We start from the raw sequence: 20,719 nt of genomic DNA on the forward strand, positions 1-20,719 counted from the left end.
CCATACAAAATTTTACGTCAGACTTAACCCGTGTCACGTTTGCTTCAGCAAAGCGGTCAGGTCGGCTTCCTGCCGGAGACCGCAGCACACGGGAGACATACCATGCCAACACTCGAGCACGCTCCGCATAAAGATGGCGACTGCTTCGTTAACTATGAAAACAAGGTTTTTGAGGACGTCAAAGCCCAGCCGGGTGAAAAAGCCCTTATCACCTTTCATACCGTTGCCAATGAAGGTTCGGTCGGGTTTGTAAATCTGCTGCAGGCCACACGGCTGATCCGCAAGGGGTTTGAAACCTCAGTGCTGCTCTATGGTCCGGGCGTCACTCTTGGCGTGCAGCGCGGCTTTCCCCGTCTGGGTGATGAAGCTTTTCCGGGGCACATGAACTGCAACAAGCAGATTGCAAAAATCCTTGAAGAAGGTGGCAAAGTTTATGCCTGCCGCTTCGCACTTCAGGCACTTTACGGCTACGGCGAGCAAAACCTTATTCCCGGGATAACACCCATCAATCCGCAGGATGTGCTGGACATCATTCTGCTGGCCCGGCGGGACAACGCCTTTATTCTGAATACCTGGACTCTCTAAAGGCCAAAGGGAGGACCGCAAGCCATGTCCCGTATCGTTCGCGCCGCAGCCGTCCAGATCAGCCCCATCCTTGGTGACGATGGTCTGGGCACTGCACGGAAAGTCTGTCAGGCCATCCGCGATGCCGCCGAGAAAGGTGTAAAGCTGGCGGTCTTTCCCGAAACCCTTGTGCCTTATTACCCCTATTTTTCGTTCATCCAGCCTGCATTCCGCTTTGGTGGTGAGCATCTTGAACTCTACAAACGCGCCGTTGTTGTCCCCGGTCCGGTAACGGACATGGTGGCCGAAGCTGCGCGCGACACCGGCATGGTTGTTGTGCTGGGTGTAAATGAGCGGGATTACGGCACACTCTACAACACACAGATTGTGTTTGATGCCACAGGAGAAATCCTGCTCAAACGCCGCAAGATCACCCCCACTTACCACGAACGCATGGTATGGGGGCAAGGAGATGGCGCTGGCCTGAAGGTCGTGGAGAGTGCAGCCGGTCGCATTGGAGCGCTGGCCTGCTGGGAACACTATAACCCCCTCGCCCGCTACGCGCTGATGACCCAGCACGAGGAAATCCACTGCGCACAGTTCCCCGGTTCACTGGTGGGGCCAATTTTTGCAGACCAGATGGAAGTGACCATTCGCCACCATGCGCTGGAATCCGGCTGCTTTGTCGTAAACGCCACAGGATGGCTTACGGAAGAACAGATCAAGAACATAGCGCGTGACCCGGGGCTTGAAGGCCCTCTGCGGGGCGGTTGCTTTACTGCCATAGTCTCGCCCGAAGGCAAGCTGCTCGCTCCCCCGCTAACCGAAGGCGAAGGGATGGTCATAGCCGATCTCGACTTTGCCCTGATTACCAAGCGCAAACGCATGATGGATTCCGTAGGGCATTATGCACGCCCGGAACTGCTGAGCCTGCTGCAGGACCGCCGCCCCGCTCATACCGTGCATTACGTTGGTGAAAATGAGCCTTACTCTGCCCTGACAGACGAGGTGGCACCATGACCATTCCAACACTCGGCACCTTTTCTGGTCGCAAGCTTATCACCGACCTGCAATCATTCGGGTTACAGATTGGTGAGCAGAGCAGCGGCATGACCCGCAAGGGCGGAGCCGGTCCCTCCGACCACAAGACAATCACCATTGCGGGCCAGACCGTTATGGTCCCGGTTTATACATCCGGAGCACTGCGCTCTCCTTTTCAGGCCAGCCCGCCAGACCGGAGTGGAACCAGCACGCTGCTACGTGATGGCCAGACGCTCGGCACAATCCACTTTCCTGCTGCTCCACGCTTTTATGGGCTAAGCACGGCAGACGGTATTCCCTACTGGAAGATTGCCCTGCTCCACGGGCGCGACACGCTGGCAACCACGGCGCACCAGACCTGCATCCGCTATGCCGACCGGCGTACATCCTGCCAGTTCTGCGCCATTGGTCAGTCACTGGAGGCCGAGCGCACCATTGCCTACAAAACGCCCGCGCAACTGGCCGAAGTTGCCAAAGCCGCCGTGGAACTGGATGGCGTGCGCGATATGGTGCTGACAACCGGCACACCCAATGTGGTGGACCGGGGTGCTGCGGTGCTTGCGGACTCTGCGCGTGCCATCCGTGCTGCGGTCGATCTGCCGCTTCAGGTCCAGTGCGAGCCACCGCGTGATCACGGCTGGTTCCAGCGCCTGCGCGATGCGGGGGCCGACAGTCTGGGCATGCATCTTGAAGCCGCCACACAGGCCGTGCGCGAAAAAATCATGCCCGGCAAAGCAACAGTAAGCGTTGACCGCTACATGGAAGCGTTTGCCAGCGCCGTGCCGGTTTTTGGGCGCGGGCAGGTCAACACCTACATTCTGGCCGGTCTTGGCGATAGTGCCGAAGATATTCTTGGTTTGGCCGAGCGCCTTATTGCATTGGGTGTTTATCCCTTCGTGGTGCCGTTCGTGCCCATTTCCGGCACACCATTGGAAAACCACGCACCGCCTACCGCTGATTTCATGAAGTCGGTTCTGGCACCACTTGGGCGGATGCTACGCGATGCCAACATGAAATCCACCGACATCCGGGCCGGATGTGGCCGGTGTGGTGCGTGCTCCTCCCTCTCGGCCTATGAACAATGAGTGCTTTACTCGAAGGTGTGGAACACCGCCCGTTCATCCCGACGGAATATGTCGTGCGCCTTGCCCGTACACCGTGGGAACGCGCAGGTTATCATGCCCTCCGCCGCGAGGTATTCTGCACCGAGCAGCAGGTTTTTGCCGAGGATGATCGGGACGGCATTGATGACGTAGCCATCCCCATTATTGCAGCCTGCTGTATGGCAGGCATGCCGGACCGGATTGTAGGGGCCGTACGCATCCATGAAGCCAAACCCGGTGTCTGGCGCGGTTCCCGTCTGGCTGTGCATGAAGACCATCGCAAGCTGGGGCGGATCGGGGCGGAACTGATCCGCATGGCGGTCAGCACAGCACACGGGCTTGGGGCCACGCGCTTTCTGGCCCAGGTGCAGGAGCAGAATGTACTGTTCTTCCGCCGCCTGCACTGGAAAAGCCTTGGGGTAATCTCCCTGCATGGTCTGCCACATCATGACATGCAGGCCGACCTCTCCCGCTATCCGGCACATGGCCAGAACCAGACGTGGCTGCTGCGCCCACAACCGCGCACCAGACAGGTGGCATAATGGCAGGCAAGCTCAACGCGCTGCTGCATACCCTGCGCCACAGCCGCGCCCTTGCATGCAAGCAGGATATTGCCGAAGCAGCGGCAATCCTTAAACCCACCGACCCCAGCGCCATCCGCCTTGGCGATGACTGTGCCGCCATACGGGATGGAGATGGTTACCTCCTGCTGGCCAGCGAGGGTTTTCAGGACAGTTTTGTACGCGCCATGCCGTGGTTTGCCGGTTACTGCGGTGTCATGGTCAATACCAGCGATATTGCGGCAATGGGTGGCCGCCCCGTTGCGGTGGTCAATGCCTTATGGAGCGATACCTCTGAATCCGCAGCATCCGTCCTGCAAGGCTTGCAGGATGGAGCACTGACCTATGGCGTGCCCGTTGCTGGCGGGCATACCAACATGCGCAGCACTCACAACTCGCTTTCGGTCGCAATTCTGGGGCGGGCACGCCATCTGCTCACCAGTTTTGACGCCCGCCCCGGCGAGGTGCTGATTGCCGCCATTGATCTGCGCGGCCGCTGGCATGACCCACACCCGTTCTGGGACAGTAGTTCCGGGCTGTGCGGCACCGATGCGATTACCCGGTTACAGGCCGACATGGACCTTCTGCCACAAATAGCCGAGGACGGGCTGAGCCGTGCAGCCAAGGACATCAGCATGGCCGGCGTGCTGGGTACAGCCCTTATGCTGGCCGAGTGTTCTGGCGTGGGCATGCACATCACGCTGGATGATATTCCACGCCCAGAACATGCCCCCATGACCCGCTGGCTGTCGGCTTTCCCCAGCTATGGCTATTTGCTGAGCGCCCGGCCAGAGGATGCACAAGCCGTTATGGCGCGCTTTCATGGGCGGGACATTGCTGCGGCCGTTATCGGCCAGTGCAACAATACCCGCAGGCTGGATGTTACCTGGAGAGACGAGACAGACACTTTCTGGGATCTTGCACAAACGCCGCTCATGGGGTTTGTGCCATGAGCCTGTCCATTGGCATTCTGACGCACTCGACCCTTCCGCGCGGTGGCGTGGTGCATGGCATGGCGTTGGCAGAGGCGTTGTGTGACGCAGGGCACAAAGCAACCCTGATCGCCCCGGATGTGACAGGTGCAGGCTTTTTCCGCCAACCCCGCTGCGCTACGCGTTACATTGCAGCCCGAGCGGAGCAGAACCTGCCTGCTCTGGTGGAACGCCGTATATGCGAGATCACGGACGCGCTCAGGGATGAGGCACCATTTGACGTTCTTCATGCGCAAGACCCCATAAGTGCTAACGCGCTGGCTGAACTGGTGGCGCAAGGCAGGATACCGGGCTTTGCCCGCACGGTTCACCACCTCGACCGCTTTGCTCACCCGGGCCTTGCAATGCGGCAGGAACGCGGGTTCATGGCCGCAGCCGAGCTGTTCACTGTCAGCACCATGTGGGAGGGCATCCTGCGCGGCGAGCATGGCCGTGAAGCACCCGTTGTTGGCAACGGCGTTGATCCTGAACATTTTTCACCCGCACCAGGCCCGCAGGACAGCTCACTGCGGGCGCGTTACCACCTGCCGGTTGGCCGCCGCCTGATTCTGGCGGTCGGCGGGGTCGAGCGCCGCAAGAATACGCTGCACCTGCTGGAAGCCTTTCTGGCGCTGCGGAGTGACCAGCCCGATGTGCATCTGGTTGTGGTAGGCGGGGCGTCATTGCTGGATCATTCGGCCTACCGCGCGCTGTTTGATATGCGGTTGTGCCAGAGCGATGCAGCCGAGCATGTCACCCTCACCGGAGCGGTGGCGGATGAGGATATGCCTGCATTTTACAGGCAGGCAGCCGTGCTGGCCTACCCATCCGTAACCGAGGGGTTTGGTCTGTGCCCGCTGGAAGCCCTCTCCTGCGGCACGCCAGCCATTGTGCCGAAGGTTGCCCCTTTTACCGAGCACCTTCAGGCGTCAGACGTGCTCTGGTGCAACCCCGAGCACCCCGACACCCTGTTTTTAGCCTTGCGTGACGCCCTTAGCGCCAAAAACCGCGAGCACTTCCGGCTCAGCGGCCCCGCAACGGCCCGTCGTTTCGATTGGCACGGTGTTGCCAGTCGGCACCTCCCCGCATACCGGCGGCTGGCGGCCTTGTCGCACGCTGGCACTCCGGCTTCTGGAGCTTTGTCATCATGCCCGAAATGATTTTTCGTGTGCGCTGGCCCGATGGGCAAGAGAGCGATTGCTACTCTCCATCGCTGGTCATCAAGGACCACTTTACACCGGGTAAAGATTACCCGGTTCGCACTTTTCTGGAACAGGCCGATACAGCCCTGACACAGGCCAGCGAGCGGGTGCGTGCACGCTACGGCTTTGCCTGTAGCCGTGCCCTTGGCCAGCTCCAGGCGATCCGCCAGACCTGCACGCCCTTCCTCAATCAACCTGATGCGCAGGTGCGTATCCTGTCTTTCAGCCTCTGAAACGAAAGAACGACCATGACACAGAATGAAAAAAGCATCCCCGTCATTATCGTGGGTGGTGGTCAGGCTGGCCTGTCCATGAGCTGGTATCTCTGCCGTGAGAACGTGGACCACGTAGTGTTCGAGGCCAAAACCGCCTGCCATTCGTGGGATGATGAACGCTGGGACAACTTCTGTCTGGTGACACCCAACTGGCAGTGCGAACTGCCCGGGCACCCCTACAGGGGGAGCGACCCGCACGGCTTTATGGTAAAGCAGGAAATTATTGACTACGTAAAAGGGTTTACGGACTCCTTCACCGCACCTTTGCGCGAACATACGCCAGTCACGTCCATTACACGCCATGAAAACGGTGGCTACCGCGTCGTGGCAGGGGCAGAACTCTGGCACGCACAGCATGTTGTGATTGCTTCGGGCGCGTACCATGACGCCGTTATTCCCGGTTACGCCAGCGCCATTGATCCTTCCATTTATCAGGTTCACTCCCAGGATTATCGCAACGCGGCCCAACTGCCTGATGGTGCCGTGCTGGTGGTGGGGAGTGGCCAGTCCGGCGCACAGATTGTGGAAGACCTGTTTATTGAAAACCGCAAAATTCATCTGTGTGTCGGTTCTGCCCCCCGTGTCTCGCGCTTTTATCGTGGACGGGATGTTGTAGACTGGCTTGCAGACATGCAGTTTTACGACCTGACAGTAGACAACCATCCGCTGCGTGATGGTGCGCGTGACAAAACCAACCATTATGTCACCGGCCGGAATGGTGGCCATGACCTTGACCTGCGGCTTTTTGCCAGAGACGGTGTGGGCCTGCACGGCACGCTGGAAACCATTCGGGACGAGGTGGCCCATTTTGCACCGGACCTACGGGACAATCTGGATGATGCAGACAAGACCAATGCCGACATCAAAAAATCCATTGACGCCTACATTGCCCGTGAAGGCATTACCGCCCCAACCGAAGCACCTTACGTGCCAGTCTGGGAACCCGATGGCAGCAATACGCCACTGGCTCTGAAGGCCGCGGGCATTACCTCAATCATCTGGTGCATTGGTTTTCGCCCGAACTATCGCTGGATCGACGTGCCCGTATTTAATGGTGCCAACAAGCCACTCTGGCATCGGGGGGTAACAGATGCGCCCGGCTTCTACTTTCTCGGGTTGCCGTGGCTGCATACATGGGGCTCCGGCCGGTTTTCCGGGATCTCGCGCGATGCGGCGTGGCTGGCCAGCCAGATTACCGGCAAAGACGTGCCTGTAGCCTGAGGAAAGGAAAAGCCCCATGCTGCCATGGACCACTTATGAGGCAATGTATGATGCGGCCCTGAACCAGCCAGAAGCATTCTGGCTGGAAGCAGCCCAACGCATTACATGGCAGCAACAGCCCGGCATGGCTTGCCGGGCACGGGCGGATGGCTGGCATGACTGGTTCCCCAATGCCACGCTCAATACCTGTTACAATGCCGTGGACAGGCACGTGGAGCAGGGCCACGGCGCGCAGGCAGCCTTGGTCTGGCACTCCTGCGCCACAAAAGAGCGGCAAACCATCACCTACAAGGAATTGCTCGGCAGGGTAGCCGGGTTTGCTGGCGGCCTGCGCACACTAGGGGTGGAAAAAGGCGACCGTGTCCTGATCGCCATGCCAACCATGATTGAAACAGCCATAGCCATGCTGGCCTGTGCACGCATAGGCGCCGTGCATGTTGTGGTATTTGCCGGCTACGCAGGACCCGAACTGGCCCGCCGGATTGACGATGTAGCCCCCAAGGTCGTGATTATCGCCAGTTGCAGCTTTCAGGGGCAAACCGCCATTCCGTCCGCCCCGGCCCTTAACGTGGCACTCGCGCAGGCCACGCACGAGCCGCAGGCATGTATTATTGTGCAGCGCAACGCCTGCCCCGCACCACTTATGCCCGCGCGGGACCATGACTTCCATACCCTAGAACACTCGCCTCCTGTGGCACCCGTCATACTGCGTTCTGAAGACCCGCTCTATATCCTGCATACATCAGGCACAACGGGAACATCGAAGGGCATTGTGCGGGACAATGGCGGGCATGCCGTAGCGCTCGCCCTGTCCATGGAGCTAATCTATGGTTGCAGGAGCGGAGATACGTTTTTTACAACATCTGATCTGGGGTGGGTGGTTGGCCATTCTTACGGTGTTTACGCGCCATTGATCAACGGTTGCACCAGTGTGATTGTGGAAGGTGCCACAACCTCTGCCACACTGCGCACGCTTTGCCACGAACACGCCGTGACATGCCTGTTCACGACCCCGACACAGATGCGGCTCCTACGGCAGGAAAACCGTAACCTGCCCGCACACCCCCCGGCAGCACTGGCCCGTGTTTTTGTAGCGGGAGAATATGCCGACCCAACATTGCTGGACTGGGCACGCGCATATTTCCAAAAACCCGTGGTCAACCATTGGTGGCAGACTGAAACCGGGTGGAGCATTACAGCCCATTTTTTCGGCCTGCCGGAACGCGAGCCCATAACGCTCATGAACGACATAGGACGCCCCGCACCGGGGTTTCATCCAGCTATTGTGCCCTCTGTGCCGGGTGAACCCTGCGGGGAGATTGTTCTTGCACTCCCCCTGCCCCCCGGTTGTCTGGCAGGAGTGTGGCAGAACAGGGTCATTCAGCTACCCACAGCCTGCATTGATGAAACAGGACGGTTTTACCGCACATTTGACGAAGGTATGATTGGCACCGGACGTGCCGTTCACATGCTCGGTCGCTCTGACGATGTTATCAAGGTCGCGGGGCGCCGGATCTCAGGCGTGCAGATCGAGAAAATCATTGCCGCACACCCTGCTGTTCATGCATGCGCCGTTGTTGCTGTGCCCGATGGGCTGAGGGGGCAGCGACCTGTTGCCTATGTGGTGCCCGACACCGCCACACAAAGCATACCTGCGACTGACGAAATTCTCGGGCAGGTTCACCGGGCGCTGGGCCGGTGGGTTGGCCTGAAGGAAGTGCGGTTTGTCCAGCACCTGCCTACAACCGTATCTGGCAAGATCACACGCAGACATCTGCTGGCTCTCTGATATGAACCCTCTCGGCCCCTCCCCCGCCTCATAGCGAAAATATGGAAACCATACGTTTCCATTGTTGTTATTTCTTGCTCATATTTTCGACGGTAATGAAGAACTCAGCGGAACAGCGCATGCCATGCCCCTCCGAGCATGACCGCACTGTTTTTCAAACGAGTTTGTTATGACCAACCGGAGTATGAACCCATGAAATACAGCCTTCTTTCTCTCCCCACCGCAGCTCTTGCCTTTGGCCTGCTCGCAGGCAATCCGGCCTTTGCGCAGGTTGTTACCAACGCCACGCAGGCACAGTCCGGCACGTATGATGTTGAACCGGGGCACACACAGGTCGGTTTTTCCGTCCTGCATTTTGGTTTCACCAATTATCTTGGTGTGTTCTCCAACGTTTCGGGCACACTGACGCTGAACACCAAGACTCCATCCGCTTCCAGGCTGTCCGTGACTATCCCGGTTGATTCCGTGCAGACAACCAGCGCCAAGCTCAATGATGAGCTCAAGGGTGACCAGTGGTTCGATGCGGCAAAGTTCCCCAATGCCACGTTTGAATCCACGTCTGTCCGCATTACCGGCCGGAATGATGCGGTTGTGACCGGCAACCTGACCCTGCACGGTGTCACACAGCCCGAAACCCTGAAAGTGCATTTTATCGGTGCGGGCGTAAACGCACTGGACAAGAAATACACCACCGGGTTTGAAGCCACCGGCACCATCAAGCGCAGCGATTTTGGCGTAAAAATGTACGTGCCCTACGTGTCGGATGAAGTGCAGCTGCGCATTGCCGGCGCGTTTGAAAAACAGGGCTAAATACCATGCCAACGCCCGCACGCGCAGCGAGCGGGACCACGCGGTATTCCACAGTCGCGATCATCCTTCATTGGTTGATCGCGCCAGGAATACTGACCCTGATCGCGATGGGTCTGGTCATGGACCATCTCCACCTCGATACGATGCGCGTGTTCCAGCTCTATCAGCTGCACAAATCCATCGGCATTAGCGTGATGTTCCTGATCCTGCTGCGTATCGGCTGGCGCCTGACGCACCAAGCTCCAGCTTTGCCGGGCGACATGCCGCCGATTGAAAAAACAGCCGCGCATCTTGCCCATGCCGCACTTTATGGCCTGCAGGTGCTGCTACCCCTGAGTGGCTGGGCGATGGTTTCTGTCTCAGTGCTGGGTATTCCGACCGTGCTGTTCGGCACAGTGCCATGGCCCGACCTTCCCGTGCTTTCGACCTTGCCTGACAAGGCACCGGTCGAAACCGCGCTGAAGATGATCCACCACTGGGCTTCTTGGGGATTGCTGGCTCTGATCATGCTGCATATTGCAGCCGCTCTCAGGCATCAGTTCGTGCTGCACGACCATGTTCTTCGTCAGATACTACCGTCCTTTCGTGCATCCTCCACACCTCGCCACAAGGGAGAAACCCCATGAAGGCCTTTCACAAGTTTCTACCAGTCGCTACTGTAGCCGGTCTCCTGCTCTCAGCCCCGACTTTTGCTGCCGACTGGACACTTACTGCGGGCAACGGCACGCTGAGCTTTGCCGGGACCCAGACCGGCCGGGCATTCGAAGGGCATTTCGGGAAGTATGATGGCACGATCTCGTTTGATCCGGCCCACCCTGAAGCGGGTCACGCAAAGATCAGCATCGACATGGCCAGCGCCACAACAGGGGACAACCAGCGTGATGGTGCCCTGCCCGGACATGACTGGTTTGACACCAAAGAATTTCCGTCAGCACTTTTTGAAGTAAAAGACTTCAAGGCCAAGGGCGGAAACGCCTATGACGCCGAAGGTACATTGACCATTAAAGGGGTCAGCAAACCCGTTACCCTTCCTCTCACCATCGACATTGCAGGCTCTGCCCTACATGCCAAAGGTCATCTTCAACTCGTCCGCTCCACGTTCAATGTGGGTATTGGTCCCTGGATCACGGGCCAGTGGGTGGCGCTCGAAGTAGGCGTAGATGTTGATGTTACGGCGCATGGCGGCTGAAACACCAGATGTTCTTCGCGCGCCCATCTGGTTGAACATCCGCCCTGCTGCGACGATAGCAGGTTCATGACATCCCTGCCCTCACATCGTGGCTCAGGAACCGGCAGCAGGCTTCTTGCCCTGCCTGCCGGTTCTTCTGGGTTTGGGGACTGTCTCACGTTCCCATTACCGGCAGAACTCTAGCCTCGCAGTCAGACCTACTCCCTTCAGGCAAAACAGAGCCGCGGGAAGAGGCAGATGACTATATAGCTATTTTTTAGACTGCGCGGCTCATAATCAGCCCACCAAAACCACCCCATTTGCCAGCCTCCCATGCACGCCATCTCTTTGGTGGCTGGGCCAGCCCACACCCACAATAGACAATAAATGGAAACATTGTGTTTATTCCATTTCTATTTATTGCCCCCTTAAAGGCTCTTAAAAACAGGCAACGGCAGCACAGAACCCGCTGCTTTTCTTTTGATGAAAGATATGCCGCCATGACTTCACCCCTCCTGCGTGATCTGGTCCTCCTTGCATCCCGCCTGCTCCTTGCCACGCTTTTTGTCCTGATGGGCTGGGGAAAACTGACTGGTTTTTCAGGCACAGTCGCTTACATGACGGCAACAGGCGCGCCTTTGCCTTACCTGTCCTCCATTGTGGCCATTCTGGTTGAACTGGGTCTGGGCCTGTTTGTCGCACTGGGGCGCCTGACCTCACCCATTGCTATTCTTTTCGCGCTCTACACGATCGTCACGGCGTTTATCGGCCACCATTACTGGACATTTTCAGGCATGGAGCGGTACGACATGTGGATTCATTTTTATAAAAATTTCAGTATTTCTGGTGGATTTCTGGCTCTTGCAGCCGTGGGTCCCGGCCGTTTTTCGCTTGATGCCGTGATGAAAAATGCTTCTTCGGGCACTTCACGCATAAAATCCTGAAACTACTCCATACCAAAATCGGAAACTGAGAGTTTCCAGCTTTGACCTATCCATCCCTTACACAAGACGTATCGTCATGGCGTTTCTGAACACGTTACGGAAACTGTTTTCAACACCAACGGAGGATTCCAAGGTGGCTAAAGTTCTTGTTCTTTATTACTCCTCTTACGGACACATCGAAACCATGGCCAACGCCGTGGCCGAAGGGGTCCGGGCCGCGGGCCTTGAGGTCGATATCAAGCGGGTTCCGGAACTGGTGCCTGAAGATGTTGCCAAGGCACACCACTTTAAAACGGAGCAGGGCGCACCGGTTGCAACAACGGACGACCTGCCCAATTATGACGCGATCATTATTGGTGCCCCCACGCGGTTTGGGCGTCTTCCGGCCCAAATGGCAAATTTTTGGGACCAGACTGGCGGGCTGTGGCTCAAAGGGGCACTGATCGGCAAGGTTGGCGCTGTCTTTACCTCAACCGCATCCCAGCATGGTGGGCAGGAGACAACTCTGTATTCCCTGATGTCCAACCTAATCCACCACGGCATGCTCATTAGTGGTCTGCCCTACAGCTTTCAGGGCCAGCTCAAGCTGGATGAAGTAACTGGTGGTTCACCTTACGGTGCCACGACGATTGCCGCGGGTGACGGGTCACGCCAGCCAAGTGCTAACGAACTGGACGGGGCCAGATTCCTCGGTCAGCACGTTGCGGGAATTGCAAAAAAACTGAGCTGACAACGCATTGGCAGGCCTCGGGCCTGCCACCTCTCCCCGTATCGGTTCCATGCTGATACGGGGAGTTTTATTGATATGACGTTATTTATCGGTTTTTGAACTCACACAGATCAATAGGAACGCTGGGCTATTAAACGCACCCGACCCATTCGGCCTGACCAAAGCATTCCACCAGATAGTCAAGTAGCGCTGTCACCCGCACAGGCCTGAGCGAACTGGACGGAGTGACCAGATACAGCGCAATAGCTGGAGCCTCCCAATCGGGTAATACCCGTTCAAACTGGCCGGACGCCAACCCTTCCCCCACCATAAATTCAGGGAACACACCAAACCCCAGACCTGCGGCAAGAGCAGGCAGAAAAGCCACGGCATTATCCGCCCGGAAGCGGGATGTCTGCGTTAGAACAAACTCGTTCCCGCTTTTAATCTGCCGAAGCCGAACTTTTCCGGGGGCGGAAGTATTGGTGTAAACAAAACTCTTCTGCCCCTCCAGATCACGCGGATGAGTAGGACGCCCTACCCGGTCCAGATACTCGGGGCTCGCCGCCAGCAGCAGCCGGACTTCACACAGTTTGCGGGCCCGCAGGGATGAATCTGCAAGGGAGGCAATACGCAATGCAACATCATACCCATCGGCCACAAGGTCCACGAGTGCATCACTAAAATCAACCGTGATATCAATATCCGGATACTGTGCGAGAAAAGCAGGCAGAACGGGGGACAGATGGCGGATGCCAAATGTCATGGGGGCGGCAATCCTGATAAGACCGGATGGGCGCTGTGTGCCCCCTCTGGCCTCTGTTTCCGCTGCCTCTGCTTCTGCCAAAATACGGTTGGCATGCCCCAGTAGCGTCCGCCCTGTTTCTGTCAGGGAGATATGGCGGGAATTACGACTGAAAAGTGCTACCCCAAGAGCCTGCTCCAAGCGCCCTATGGCTTTGGAGACGGTGGGTTTTGAAAGCTGGATGTCTTCTGCCGCTCTGGCAAACGACCCCAGTTCAGCCACTTTTGCAAAAATAGCCCATGCTTCAAAGTCAGGAAGGCGCATGATATTGCTCTGAGAAACAGTTGATGGTTACAGTTTCCATATCTTGTTTTCTGTCGCCTGTCGCCATGCCTTATGCAAAAATCAGAAACAATACCTTTCCATGATTGCAATATCTAATATCCGGCACTGCGAATAACCTGACCCCAGAAAAACATCACACGATTGATCAGGAGAGAACAGACCATGATTGAAGTCCGTCCCTATAACAAACTCGGCCACGCCAACCATGGCTGGCTGGATGCAAAACACCACTTTTCCTTCGCCAATTATTACGATCCCGCACGCATGAACTGGGGCGCTCTACGCGTCTGGAATGATGATACCATTGCCCCGGGCACGGGCTTTGGCACTCACCCGCATGAGAACATGGAAATCATTACCTATGTGCGGGAAGGTGCGATTACTCATCAGGATAGTCTGGGCAACAAAGGGCGCACTGTTGCAGGGGATGTGCAGGTTATGTCCGCAGGCACCGGGATCCGGCACAGCGAACATAATCTGGAGGATGAAACCACCCGTATCTTCCAGATCTGGATCATGCCGAACCGGGCTGGGCATGCCCCATCATGGGGCACCCGCGCTTTTCCAAAAGATGACCGTGCAGGCAGGTTCGTTACTCTGGCATCGGGCTACCAGAATGACGGTGACGCCCTTCCCATTCACACCGATGCACGTGTGCTGGGTGCAACGTTGAGGAAAGACGAGGCCACCGAATACCATCTGGGTATCGAAAGGCTGGCTTATCTTGTCGTTGCCAAAGGCGCTGTCGAGATAGAGGGCCAGACCGTGCACGAGCGTGATGGCGCTGCAATTGCGGATACGGATACCCTCAAGGTGCGGGCACTCACAGACGCAGAAGTGGTTCTGGTTGATACAGCTCCATAAAGGTGGGCAGAGCAGTGCTCCGCTCCCCTTATCCGTAACGCATGATCAGAGAATATGATCTGCTAACGGCGTTTTAGGGGGGCGTATGGTCTGGCCCCAACCGCCCCCTAAGGTCTTGTACAAGGTCACACTGTTAGAGAGAGCCTGAAGCTGCGTTGTAATCGCGCTTAATTGCGCCGTATAGAGTGCTCTCTGTGCCACAAGCGTCTCCAGATAAGGGTCATACCCGGCTTTGTAGCGCTGCAACGCCAAAGCATACTGCCGCTTGTTGGCGGCAACGGCGTTTTGCTGTGCGGTTGTCTGCCGCACATATGTTTCCCGCCCGATCAGGGCATCTGCCACCTCCCGGAAGCTCTGCTGAATAGCTTTTTCATACCGCGCTATTTCCTCACGTTTGCGACTATGGGCCTGCTTTAACTGAGCCATTAAGCGGCCTGCATCAAACAAGGGTACGGTAATCTGCGGCGCTACGTTCCATGCCCCCATACCGCTCTGGAACAGGCGCGTGATATTGTTGCTTGCCGTGCCATTGGCAGCAGTAATTTGAATTTTCGGGAAAAATTCGGCACGGGCCGCACCAATGTCATCATTGGCAGCGCGCAGTTCAGCTTCCGCAGCACGAATATCCGGCCGACGTGCAATCATCTCCGAAGGTAAACCCGCGGGCACATCAGGAAAAGCACTGACAGAATCAAGGGATGCTCGTGTGTTGAGAGATTGCACGGTCGCATCCGATAACGGCATCCCCACAAGGAGGGTCAACTGGTTAAACGCTTCGGCCTTCTGGCGGGTGTAAATCTCAACATTTGTTTCCACATCATGCAGGGCAGATTCAGCCTCCGCAACATCCAGTTGCGTTCCGGTGCCAACATCCGCCGTCTGCCTGACCAGATCGTAGGTGTGCTGCCTGTTGGCAAGAACCGCCTGTGTTAAAGCCAGTGCTTGCGTATTGGCCACCCAGTTCAGCATGGCTGTTGCTACACTGGAAATAATGCTCAGGCGCATGGCCTGCTGGTTCAGCGCACTGGCCATATAGTGATCAAACGAGGCCCGGGACGCACTGCGTATGCGCCCCCACAGGTCTACCTCGTAGGCGGAAACACCAAACCCCACAGCGTATTGCCGCATGTAAATCGGCTCATTCGTTTGTGAGAGGCTCCAGATATGAGAGTTCATTTTCTGGATATTGGCACCGGCAGTGCCATTCAGTGTTGGAAAGAGAGCCGCGTTTTCTATATCAAACTGGGAACTGGCAGCCGCAGCCTGCTGCTGGGCTATGCGCAGGTCGCGGTTATTCTCCAACGCGCTCGCAATCAGGGTTTGCATCACCGGGTCCCGATAAAAAGACCGCCAGTCCTGCAGGAGCGCAGAGGCATCCTGCCCGGCAATGCCCTTCCCCGGCCCCTGTGGCCAGCCGTCGGCAACAGGAGCTTCCGGTTTGTGATAGTGCGGGATCATGGTGCAGCCACCAAGAAGAGCCAGCAGCAGCGCTCCACACACAGAAGAACCCCGCACGATCAGAGCACCTTCAGAGATTTGTCGAGTTGAGGGGCCACAATGCTTCCCTCATGCAAGGCAGAAGGCGGATGGACCACAAGCTGGCTGCCATCGGGCAGACCATCCAGAATTTCCAGGTGATCGCCATAATCCCGACCAATCCTGACCTTGCGGACCACAACCTTGTTATCTGCCTCAACAGTTTCCACAGACAGGCCATCGGCCTCGTAGTTGAGTGCTTCTGAGGGCACCATAATAACGGGGGCTGCCCGTGGCAGGTCAAAATGGATTTCCGCATACAATCCGGCTGTCAGGCGGCTGTCATGATTATCAATTTCGATTTCAACAGGCAGCATACGGCTCCCCGGTTCCAAGGCATGGCCTGTGCGCGTTACTGTGCCTGTAAAGGCTTGGCCCGGACGCTCCGGCACCACAATGGAGGCCGGCTCACCCACTTTAACAGTCAGTGCGGCATCTTGTGGAACGTGAACACGCACACGCAGCCGATCCGTGCGTGTTACCACAAACAGGGGGCGTGCAGTGGCGTTATCGGCACTGATCAGATCGCCTGCTTCAATATTCCTGGCCGTCACCACACCGTCATAAGGTGCTGTTACTGTTGTGTAGGCCTGACGTTGTGCGCTTTCCGCCAGAACGGCATCGGCTGCTTTCTGCTCGGCCTGCCGAGCATTTTGTGTCAGCCGATCGACATCGAAATTCTGCCGGCTAACTGCCCCTCCCCCAACCAGACCACTGGAGCGGTGGGCAGTAATCTGCGCCAGAGCCAGATTGGCGCGCGCCTGCGCCAGCGTGGCCTGTGCCTGCTCAACGCGATGATCAAGCTCAGGCGCCCGAATAATAGCCAGAACCTGCCCTGAGCGCACAGGTGTTCCAATATCGACAAACCGCTTCTCAATATAGCCCGAAGCACGGGCACCAATGGGTGTGGTTTCAATCCCTACTGTCTCGCCCGGCAGGTCCAGGGGCAGAGGTTGTGTGGAGGCACGCGCGATCATGGTTCGTACATCCGGAACCTGCCGGGCGCGTTCCTCTGCTGTTGCCGTGACCGCATACGCACGCTCGATATGGGCGTAAACGCCATAGCCAACAGCAACCATAACACCCAGCCCTGCCACCAGCCCCGCAGAAAGAGGGCGACGGCCTGCGCCGGAACGGGAGAGAGTGGAATCAGACATTCTCGTATTCCTCAAGCATGCGGCTTTCACGGCGGCGCAGACGGCTATAGAGCCAAGGGACAACAAAAAGCGTGGTGCAGGTGCCAATCATCAACCCACCGATTACGGCGCGGCCCAGAGGTGCATTCTGCTCACCACCGTCCCCCAGACCGAGGGACATCGGCAGCATGCCAATGACCATGGCCAGCGATGTCATCAAAATGGGTCTCAGGCGCTCCCGCCCGGCTTCCATGGCGGCCTCCATGGCGTTCATGCCATAGGCACGGCTTTCCTTGGCAAACGTGACAAGCAGGATGGAATTCGCACTCGCCACGCCAACACTCATGATCGCCCCCATAAGTGAGGGCACGGAGAAGGTTGTTCCCGTAACAAAAAGCATGAGCACAATGCCACACATGGCACCCGGCAGCCCCAGTATGACCACCAGCGGGTCCATGAAAGACTGGAAGTTCACGACCATCAGCAGATAAACCGCAACCGCCGCCATCAACAGGCCAATTTCAAGACGCGTGAACGATGTGTTCATGCTATCAATCTGGCCTGCCACCTCAATGCTGTTGCCGGGTTTCAGTTCTTTTTTATGGCGCTCGATAATCTTCCCAATATCCCGGGCAATACTGCCAAGGTCACGGTCTTCCGCACTGGCGTCTATATCCAGAACCGGCTGGATATTGCTGTGAGAGATCACGTCTGGCGCAACCGTGCGCTCAATGGTTGCCACATTCCTCAACAGGGTTGGAATGGCAGCGGCCTGTGACGCATTGCCTGCCACGACCAGTTTGCCCAGATCATCAACAGTGTTGACCTGATACTGCGGCGTCTGCACGGCAACCGGGTAAAGTGTGCCCATCTGCGGGTCAGGCCAGAAGTTGGGTGTAACCGTGTTGGATGACGCCTGCGAGACCATGACGCTACGCGCCACATCGTTCAGCACCAGATTAAGGTCCTGTGCGCGTTCGCGGTCGATCGTAATGTTCAGCGCCGGGGCGGCTAACTGCTGGTGCAGGTGCACATCCACCAGGCCGCGCACATGGCGCATGTCCTCCATAATCCGGCCCATGACCACACGGTTGTTCGCCTGATCATACCCCGTGATCCGCACGTCAATCTGGGATGTAAGCCCAAAGTTCAGGATCTGCGTCACCATGTCAGCAGGCTGGAAATAGAACACAACATCGGGGAAGCGCTTGGCCAGAACCGTGCGTAAACGGTTGATATACTGTGCGGTGGGCCGATGGTTTTCTTTCAGTGCCACCATGATCTGCCCATCATTCGGGCCAATGGTCGAACCATCATCAAACGGCATGGAATAACGAAAGGGAATGCCGATATCATCAAGCACCATTTCCCGCTCGTTTTGGGGAACCACCTCCCGAATGGTGTCCTCGACCTGATCAAAAATCCGTTCTGTCGTTTCAATCCGCGTTCCGGCAGGCGCGCGGACATGAAGCTTGAACTCCCCCGCATCAATGCTCGGAAAAAAGTCCTGCCCCACCTGCGTTGCAAAAAGCACCGCGCCCAGAACAAAAGCGCCGCCTATGGCCGGAACTTTCCACGCGCTGTGCATGAGGCCGGACAATGTTTTCTCATAACGGTGGCGCAGGCGTTCAAACCGGGAATCAAATTGCGTGCCAAACCGCTCAAAGATGGTGGGGGGCTTTCCCGCTGCCTGACGGCGCTTTTTGGCCTGATCTTCCGAACGGAGAAGTAGGGCAGCAAAGATTGGCACAAGCGTCCGGCTAATGGCGTAGGACGCCAGCATGGCATACACCACGGCAAGCGCCATGGGGGTAAACAGGAAGCGCGATGGCCCCGTCAGAAACTCCACGGAGACGAACACACAGGAGATAGCCAGTGTGGACACAAGCGTGGGCAACGCAATGCCGGCGGCACCATCCAGCACAGCTTTACGCAAGTCGGCTCCGTCATGATGCAGGCGGTGGATGTTCTCAATCGTCACCGTCGCATCATCGACCAGAATACCCACGGCCAGCGCAAGACCGCCCAATGTCATCAGATTCAAGGTCTCTCCCGTGGCGGAGAGAATGGCGATGGATGACAGAATAGCAAGTGGAATGGAGACCGCCACAATTAGCGTGGAACGCCAGCTTGCCAGAAAGGCAAGGATCATGGCCGCTGTAAGCAGACCAGCGATTACAGCTTCCGATGCCACGCCCTTGATAGCCGCTTTTACGAACAGGGATTGATCAAACAGCTCATCAATCTTCATGCCCGGAGGCGCTGCCGCGCGTGAAATGGGCAGAACCGTGTCGCGCATGGCGTTGACAACCGCGAGCGTGGACGCGTTCCCGGCTTTCATGATCCTCAACAAAACCGAACGCTGCCCTTCCCGACGGACCACGTTATGCTGCACCTCCCAGCCATCACGAACCTGCGCAACGTCACGGATACGGATGATAGCCCCGGTATTCGGGTCTTTGCGCAGCGGAATGTTGTTAAGCTGCTTTGAAAAATACGGGATGCCGTTCATCTGGATGTTGTATTGGGATGGCCCGAATTTTACCGTGCCACCCGGGAGTGTCAGGTTCTGGGCGTTAATGGCGTTGGAGACATCCAGCGGGCTAATTTTCATTGCCTGCAATTTGGTCGGGTCAATATCAACCATGATCTGCCGGATCTTGCCGCCATGTGGCGGGGGCAGAAGCGTGCCGGGGACAGGCGCCATCTGCTGCCGCAGACGATACACGCCGTAATCATACAACTCGCTTTCCGTCAGCTTGTCAGAAGACAGGGAGAGCTGGAGGACCGCCACGCTGGACGCACTGTACTGCATGATAATGGGCGGCTGAACACCTGGCGGCAACTGCGCGCGGATAGATTGCGTGGCCGCAACGGTCTGCCCAAGAGCAACCCCGATGTCCACTCCCGGCTGGAAATACAGCTTCTGCAGCACAAGACCCGGTGTGGTCTGGCTTTCGATCGTCCGCAGATTATTGACAAAAAAGCTGTGCGAGAACTCTGTATAAGTACTGATGCGTTTTTCGGTTTCCGGTGCCGAAAGGCCATCGTAGTACCAGACAACAGTCACGACCGGAATATCAATATTGGGGAAAATATCGGTCGGTGTGCGGAATATGGAAGAAATACCCAGAAGAAGAACAAGTATGGCAGCAACAATAAATGTATAGGGCTTCCGCAGCGCAAGACCAACAATGCCCATATCGTCTGAAAATCCTGTTTTTAACCGAGAGCGCACGCAGCCATGATGATTTTGTCCTGAAGACAATCAATCATCTTGGAATGTACACTGCACATTTATGGAACAATTAGAGGCACAGAATATTCATAAACCGCATAATGAGACTAGTAGGTTTTTTTCGAACATGATGATGAGGCAAATTCATCAATCATAGCCACTGAGATCAAAATCTGGCTTATTCGCCTCGCGCCCACCCTGCCGGGAATATCCGTGAGATGAAATGCGGTGTGATTATAAAAAACAAAGCAATAAAACGCACCGATGACAGTACAACACGAAATCATCGTGATAAGGAAGAGATCGATACGATCCACTTTTGCAGATACTGTCAGAAAATCGCGGTCTTTAGGATTATATACCTTCATACCCATTTAAGACGACTAAACTATTTACGTATGGATCTAGGCTCAGGACCTATTAATTTATTGAACTGAGCGAAAGGTTGTGATTCACAGGCTTACCGATGGAGGGTAGGCCTGTGAGTGAGGTATTTTT

At 56.7% G+C, this 20,719-nt stretch carries 19 protein-coding genes; 15 read left to right on the plus strand and 4 right to left on the minus strand.

Features of this window, described 5'->3' with window-relative positions:
• Positions 1 to 102 precede the first annotated feature (102 nt).
• The 14 genes from HK20_RS09570 (at position 103) to wrbA (ending at position 12,378) form a co-directional block, all read left to right on the plus strand.
• Complete coding sequence (locus HK20_RS09570) at positions 103 to 585, plus strand: MSMEG_0572/Sll0783 family nitrogen starvation response protein (protein WP_086646840.1); 483 nt, start codon at positions 103 to 105, stop codon at positions 583 to 585.
• Between the two features lie 24 nt (positions 586 to 609).
• A complete protein-coding gene (locus tag HK20_RS09575) occupies positions 610 to 1,584 on the plus strand; it encodes a Nit6803 family nitrilase (protein WP_086646841.1) in 975 nt (324 codons plus the stop codon).
• Positions 1,581 to 2,690 (plus strand): MSMEG_0568 family radical SAM protein, encoded by a 1,110-nt coding sequence (locus HK20_RS09580; protein WP_086646842.1) that lies wholly within the window; start codon positions 1,581 to 1,583, stop codon positions 2,688 to 2,690. The genes HK20_RS09575 and HK20_RS09580 overlap by 4 nt, the downstream gene beginning before the upstream one ends.
• The gene (locus HK20_RS09585; RefSeq protein WP_086646843.1) at positions 2,687 to 3,250 is read left to right on the plus strand and encodes an MSMEG_0567/Sll0786 family nitrogen starvation N-acetyltransferase; all 564 of its coding nucleotides are present in this window, start codon (positions 2,687 to 2,689) and stop codon (positions 3,248 to 3,250) included. The genes HK20_RS09580 and HK20_RS09585 overlap by 4 nt, the downstream gene beginning before the upstream one ends.
• Positions 3,250 to 4,221 (plus strand): sll0787 family AIR synthase-like protein, encoded by a 972-nt coding sequence (locus HK20_RS09590; protein WP_086646844.1) that lies wholly within the window; start codon positions 3,250 to 3,252, stop codon positions 4,219 to 4,221. Before HK20_RS09585 ends, HK20_RS09590 begins: the two co-directional genes overlap by 1 nt.
• Complete coding sequence (locus HK20_RS09595; protein WP_086646845.1) at positions 4,218 to 5,399, plus strand: MSMEG_0565 family glycosyltransferase; 1,182 nt, start codon at positions 4,218 to 4,220, stop codon at positions 5,397 to 5,399. Before HK20_RS09590 ends, HK20_RS09595 begins: the two co-directional genes overlap by 4 nt.
• Complete coding sequence (locus HK20_RS09600) at positions 5,387 to 5,674, plus strand: MSMEG_0570 family nitrogen starvation response protein (RefSeq protein WP_086646846.1); 288 nt, start codon at positions 5,387 to 5,389, stop codon at positions 5,672 to 5,674. The genes HK20_RS09595 and HK20_RS09600 overlap by 13 nt, the downstream gene beginning before the upstream one ends.
• A 15-nt stretch (positions 5,675 to 5,689) precedes the next feature.
• The gene (locus HK20_RS09605) at positions 5,690 to 6,937 is read left to right on the plus strand and encodes an MSMEG_0569 family flavin-dependent oxidoreductase (protein WP_086646847.1); all 1,248 of its coding nucleotides are present in this window, start codon (positions 5,690 to 5,692) and stop codon (positions 6,935 to 6,937) included.
• A 16-nt stretch (positions 6,938 to 6,953) separates the two neighbouring features.
• Positions 6,954 to 8,726, plus strand: coding sequence for an AMP-binding protein (locus HK20_RS09610; protein WP_086646848.1), 1,773 nt, complete (start codon positions 6,954 to 6,956; stop codon positions 8,724 to 8,726).
• A 192-nt stretch (positions 8,727 to 8,918) separates the two neighbouring features.
• On the plus strand, positions 8,919 to 9,536 hold the full coding sequence (locus HK20_RS09615; protein ID WP_086646849.1) for a YceI family protein: 618 nt from the start codon (positions 8,919 to 8,921) through the stop codon (positions 9,534 to 9,536).
• Between the two features lie 5 nt (positions 9,537 to 9,541).
• Positions 9,542 to 10,162, plus strand: a complete 621-nt coding sequence (locus HK20_RS09620; protein ID WP_086646850.1) for a cytochrome b — start codon at positions 9,542 to 9,544, stop codon at positions 10,160 to 10,162.
• The gene (locus tag HK20_RS09625; protein WP_086646851.1) at positions 10,159 to 10,725 is read left to right on the plus strand and encodes a YceI family protein; all 567 of its coding nucleotides are present in this window, start codon (positions 10,159 to 10,161) and stop codon (positions 10,723 to 10,725) included. Before HK20_RS09620 ends, HK20_RS09625 begins: the two co-directional genes overlap by 4 nt.
• 479 nt (positions 10,726 to 11,204) lie before the next feature.
• On the plus strand, positions 11,205 to 11,648 hold the full coding sequence (locus tag HK20_RS09630) for a DoxX family protein (protein WP_086646852.1): 444 nt from the start codon (positions 11,205 to 11,207) through the stop codon (positions 11,646 to 11,648).
• Between the two features lie 133 nt (positions 11,649 to 11,781).
• Positions 11,782 to 12,378, plus strand: a complete 597-nt coding sequence (gene wrbA / locus HK20_RS09635; protein WP_086646869.1) for an NAD(P)H:quinone oxidoreductase — start codon at positions 11,782 to 11,784, stop codon at positions 12,376 to 12,378.
• A 130-nt stretch (positions 12,379 to 12,508) separates the two neighbouring features.
• Here wrbA and HK20_RS09640 read toward each other — a convergent pair whose 3' ends face one another.
• On the minus strand, positions 12,509 to 13,426 hold the full coding sequence (locus tag HK20_RS09640; protein WP_086646853.1) for a LysR family transcriptional regulator: 918 nt from the start codon (positions 13,424 to 13,426) through the stop codon (positions 12,509 to 12,511).
• A gap of 183 nt (positions 13,427 to 13,609) precedes the next feature.
• On the opposite strand from HK20_RS09640, the gene HK20_RS09645 reads away from it, so the two are divergent.
• The gene (locus HK20_RS09645; RefSeq protein WP_086646854.1) at positions 13,610 to 14,311 is read left to right on the plus strand and encodes a pirin family protein; all 702 of its coding nucleotides are present in this window, start codon (positions 13,610 to 13,612) and stop codon (positions 14,309 to 14,311) included.
• 45 nt (positions 14,312 to 14,356) lie between these two features.
• Here HK20_RS09645 and HK20_RS09650 read toward each other — a convergent pair whose 3' ends face one another.
• The 3 genes from HK20_RS09650 to HK20_RS09660 are packed head-to-tail and all read right to left on the minus strand — an operon-like array spanning position 14,357 to position 20,185.
• Complete coding sequence (locus tag HK20_RS09650) at positions 14,357 to 15,826, minus strand: efflux transporter outer membrane subunit (RefSeq protein ID WP_233129161.1); 1,470 nt, start codon at positions 15,824 to 15,826, stop codon at positions 14,357 to 14,359.
• A gap of 2 nt (positions 15,827 to 15,828) precedes the next feature.
• Positions 15,829 to 17,004: an efflux RND transporter periplasmic adaptor subunit gene (locus HK20_RS09655; RefSeq protein WP_086646855.1), complete on the minus strand. Its 1,176-nt coding sequence runs from the start codon at positions 17,002 to 17,004 to the stop codon at positions 15,829 to 15,831.
• On the minus strand, positions 16,997 to 20,185 hold the full coding sequence (locus HK20_RS09660) for an efflux RND transporter permease subunit (RefSeq protein WP_086646856.1): 3,189 nt from the start codon (positions 20,183 to 20,185) through the stop codon (positions 16,997 to 16,999). The genes HK20_RS09655 and HK20_RS09660 overlap by 8 nt, the downstream gene beginning before the upstream one ends.
• Positions 20,186 to 20,719 lie beyond the last annotated feature (534 nt).

It is taken from the genome of Acetobacter sp. DsW_54 (genome assembly GCF_002153575.1).
Lineage (GTDB): Bacteria > Pseudomonadota > Alphaproteobacteria > Acetobacterales > Acetobacteraceae > Acetobacter > Acetobacter fabarum.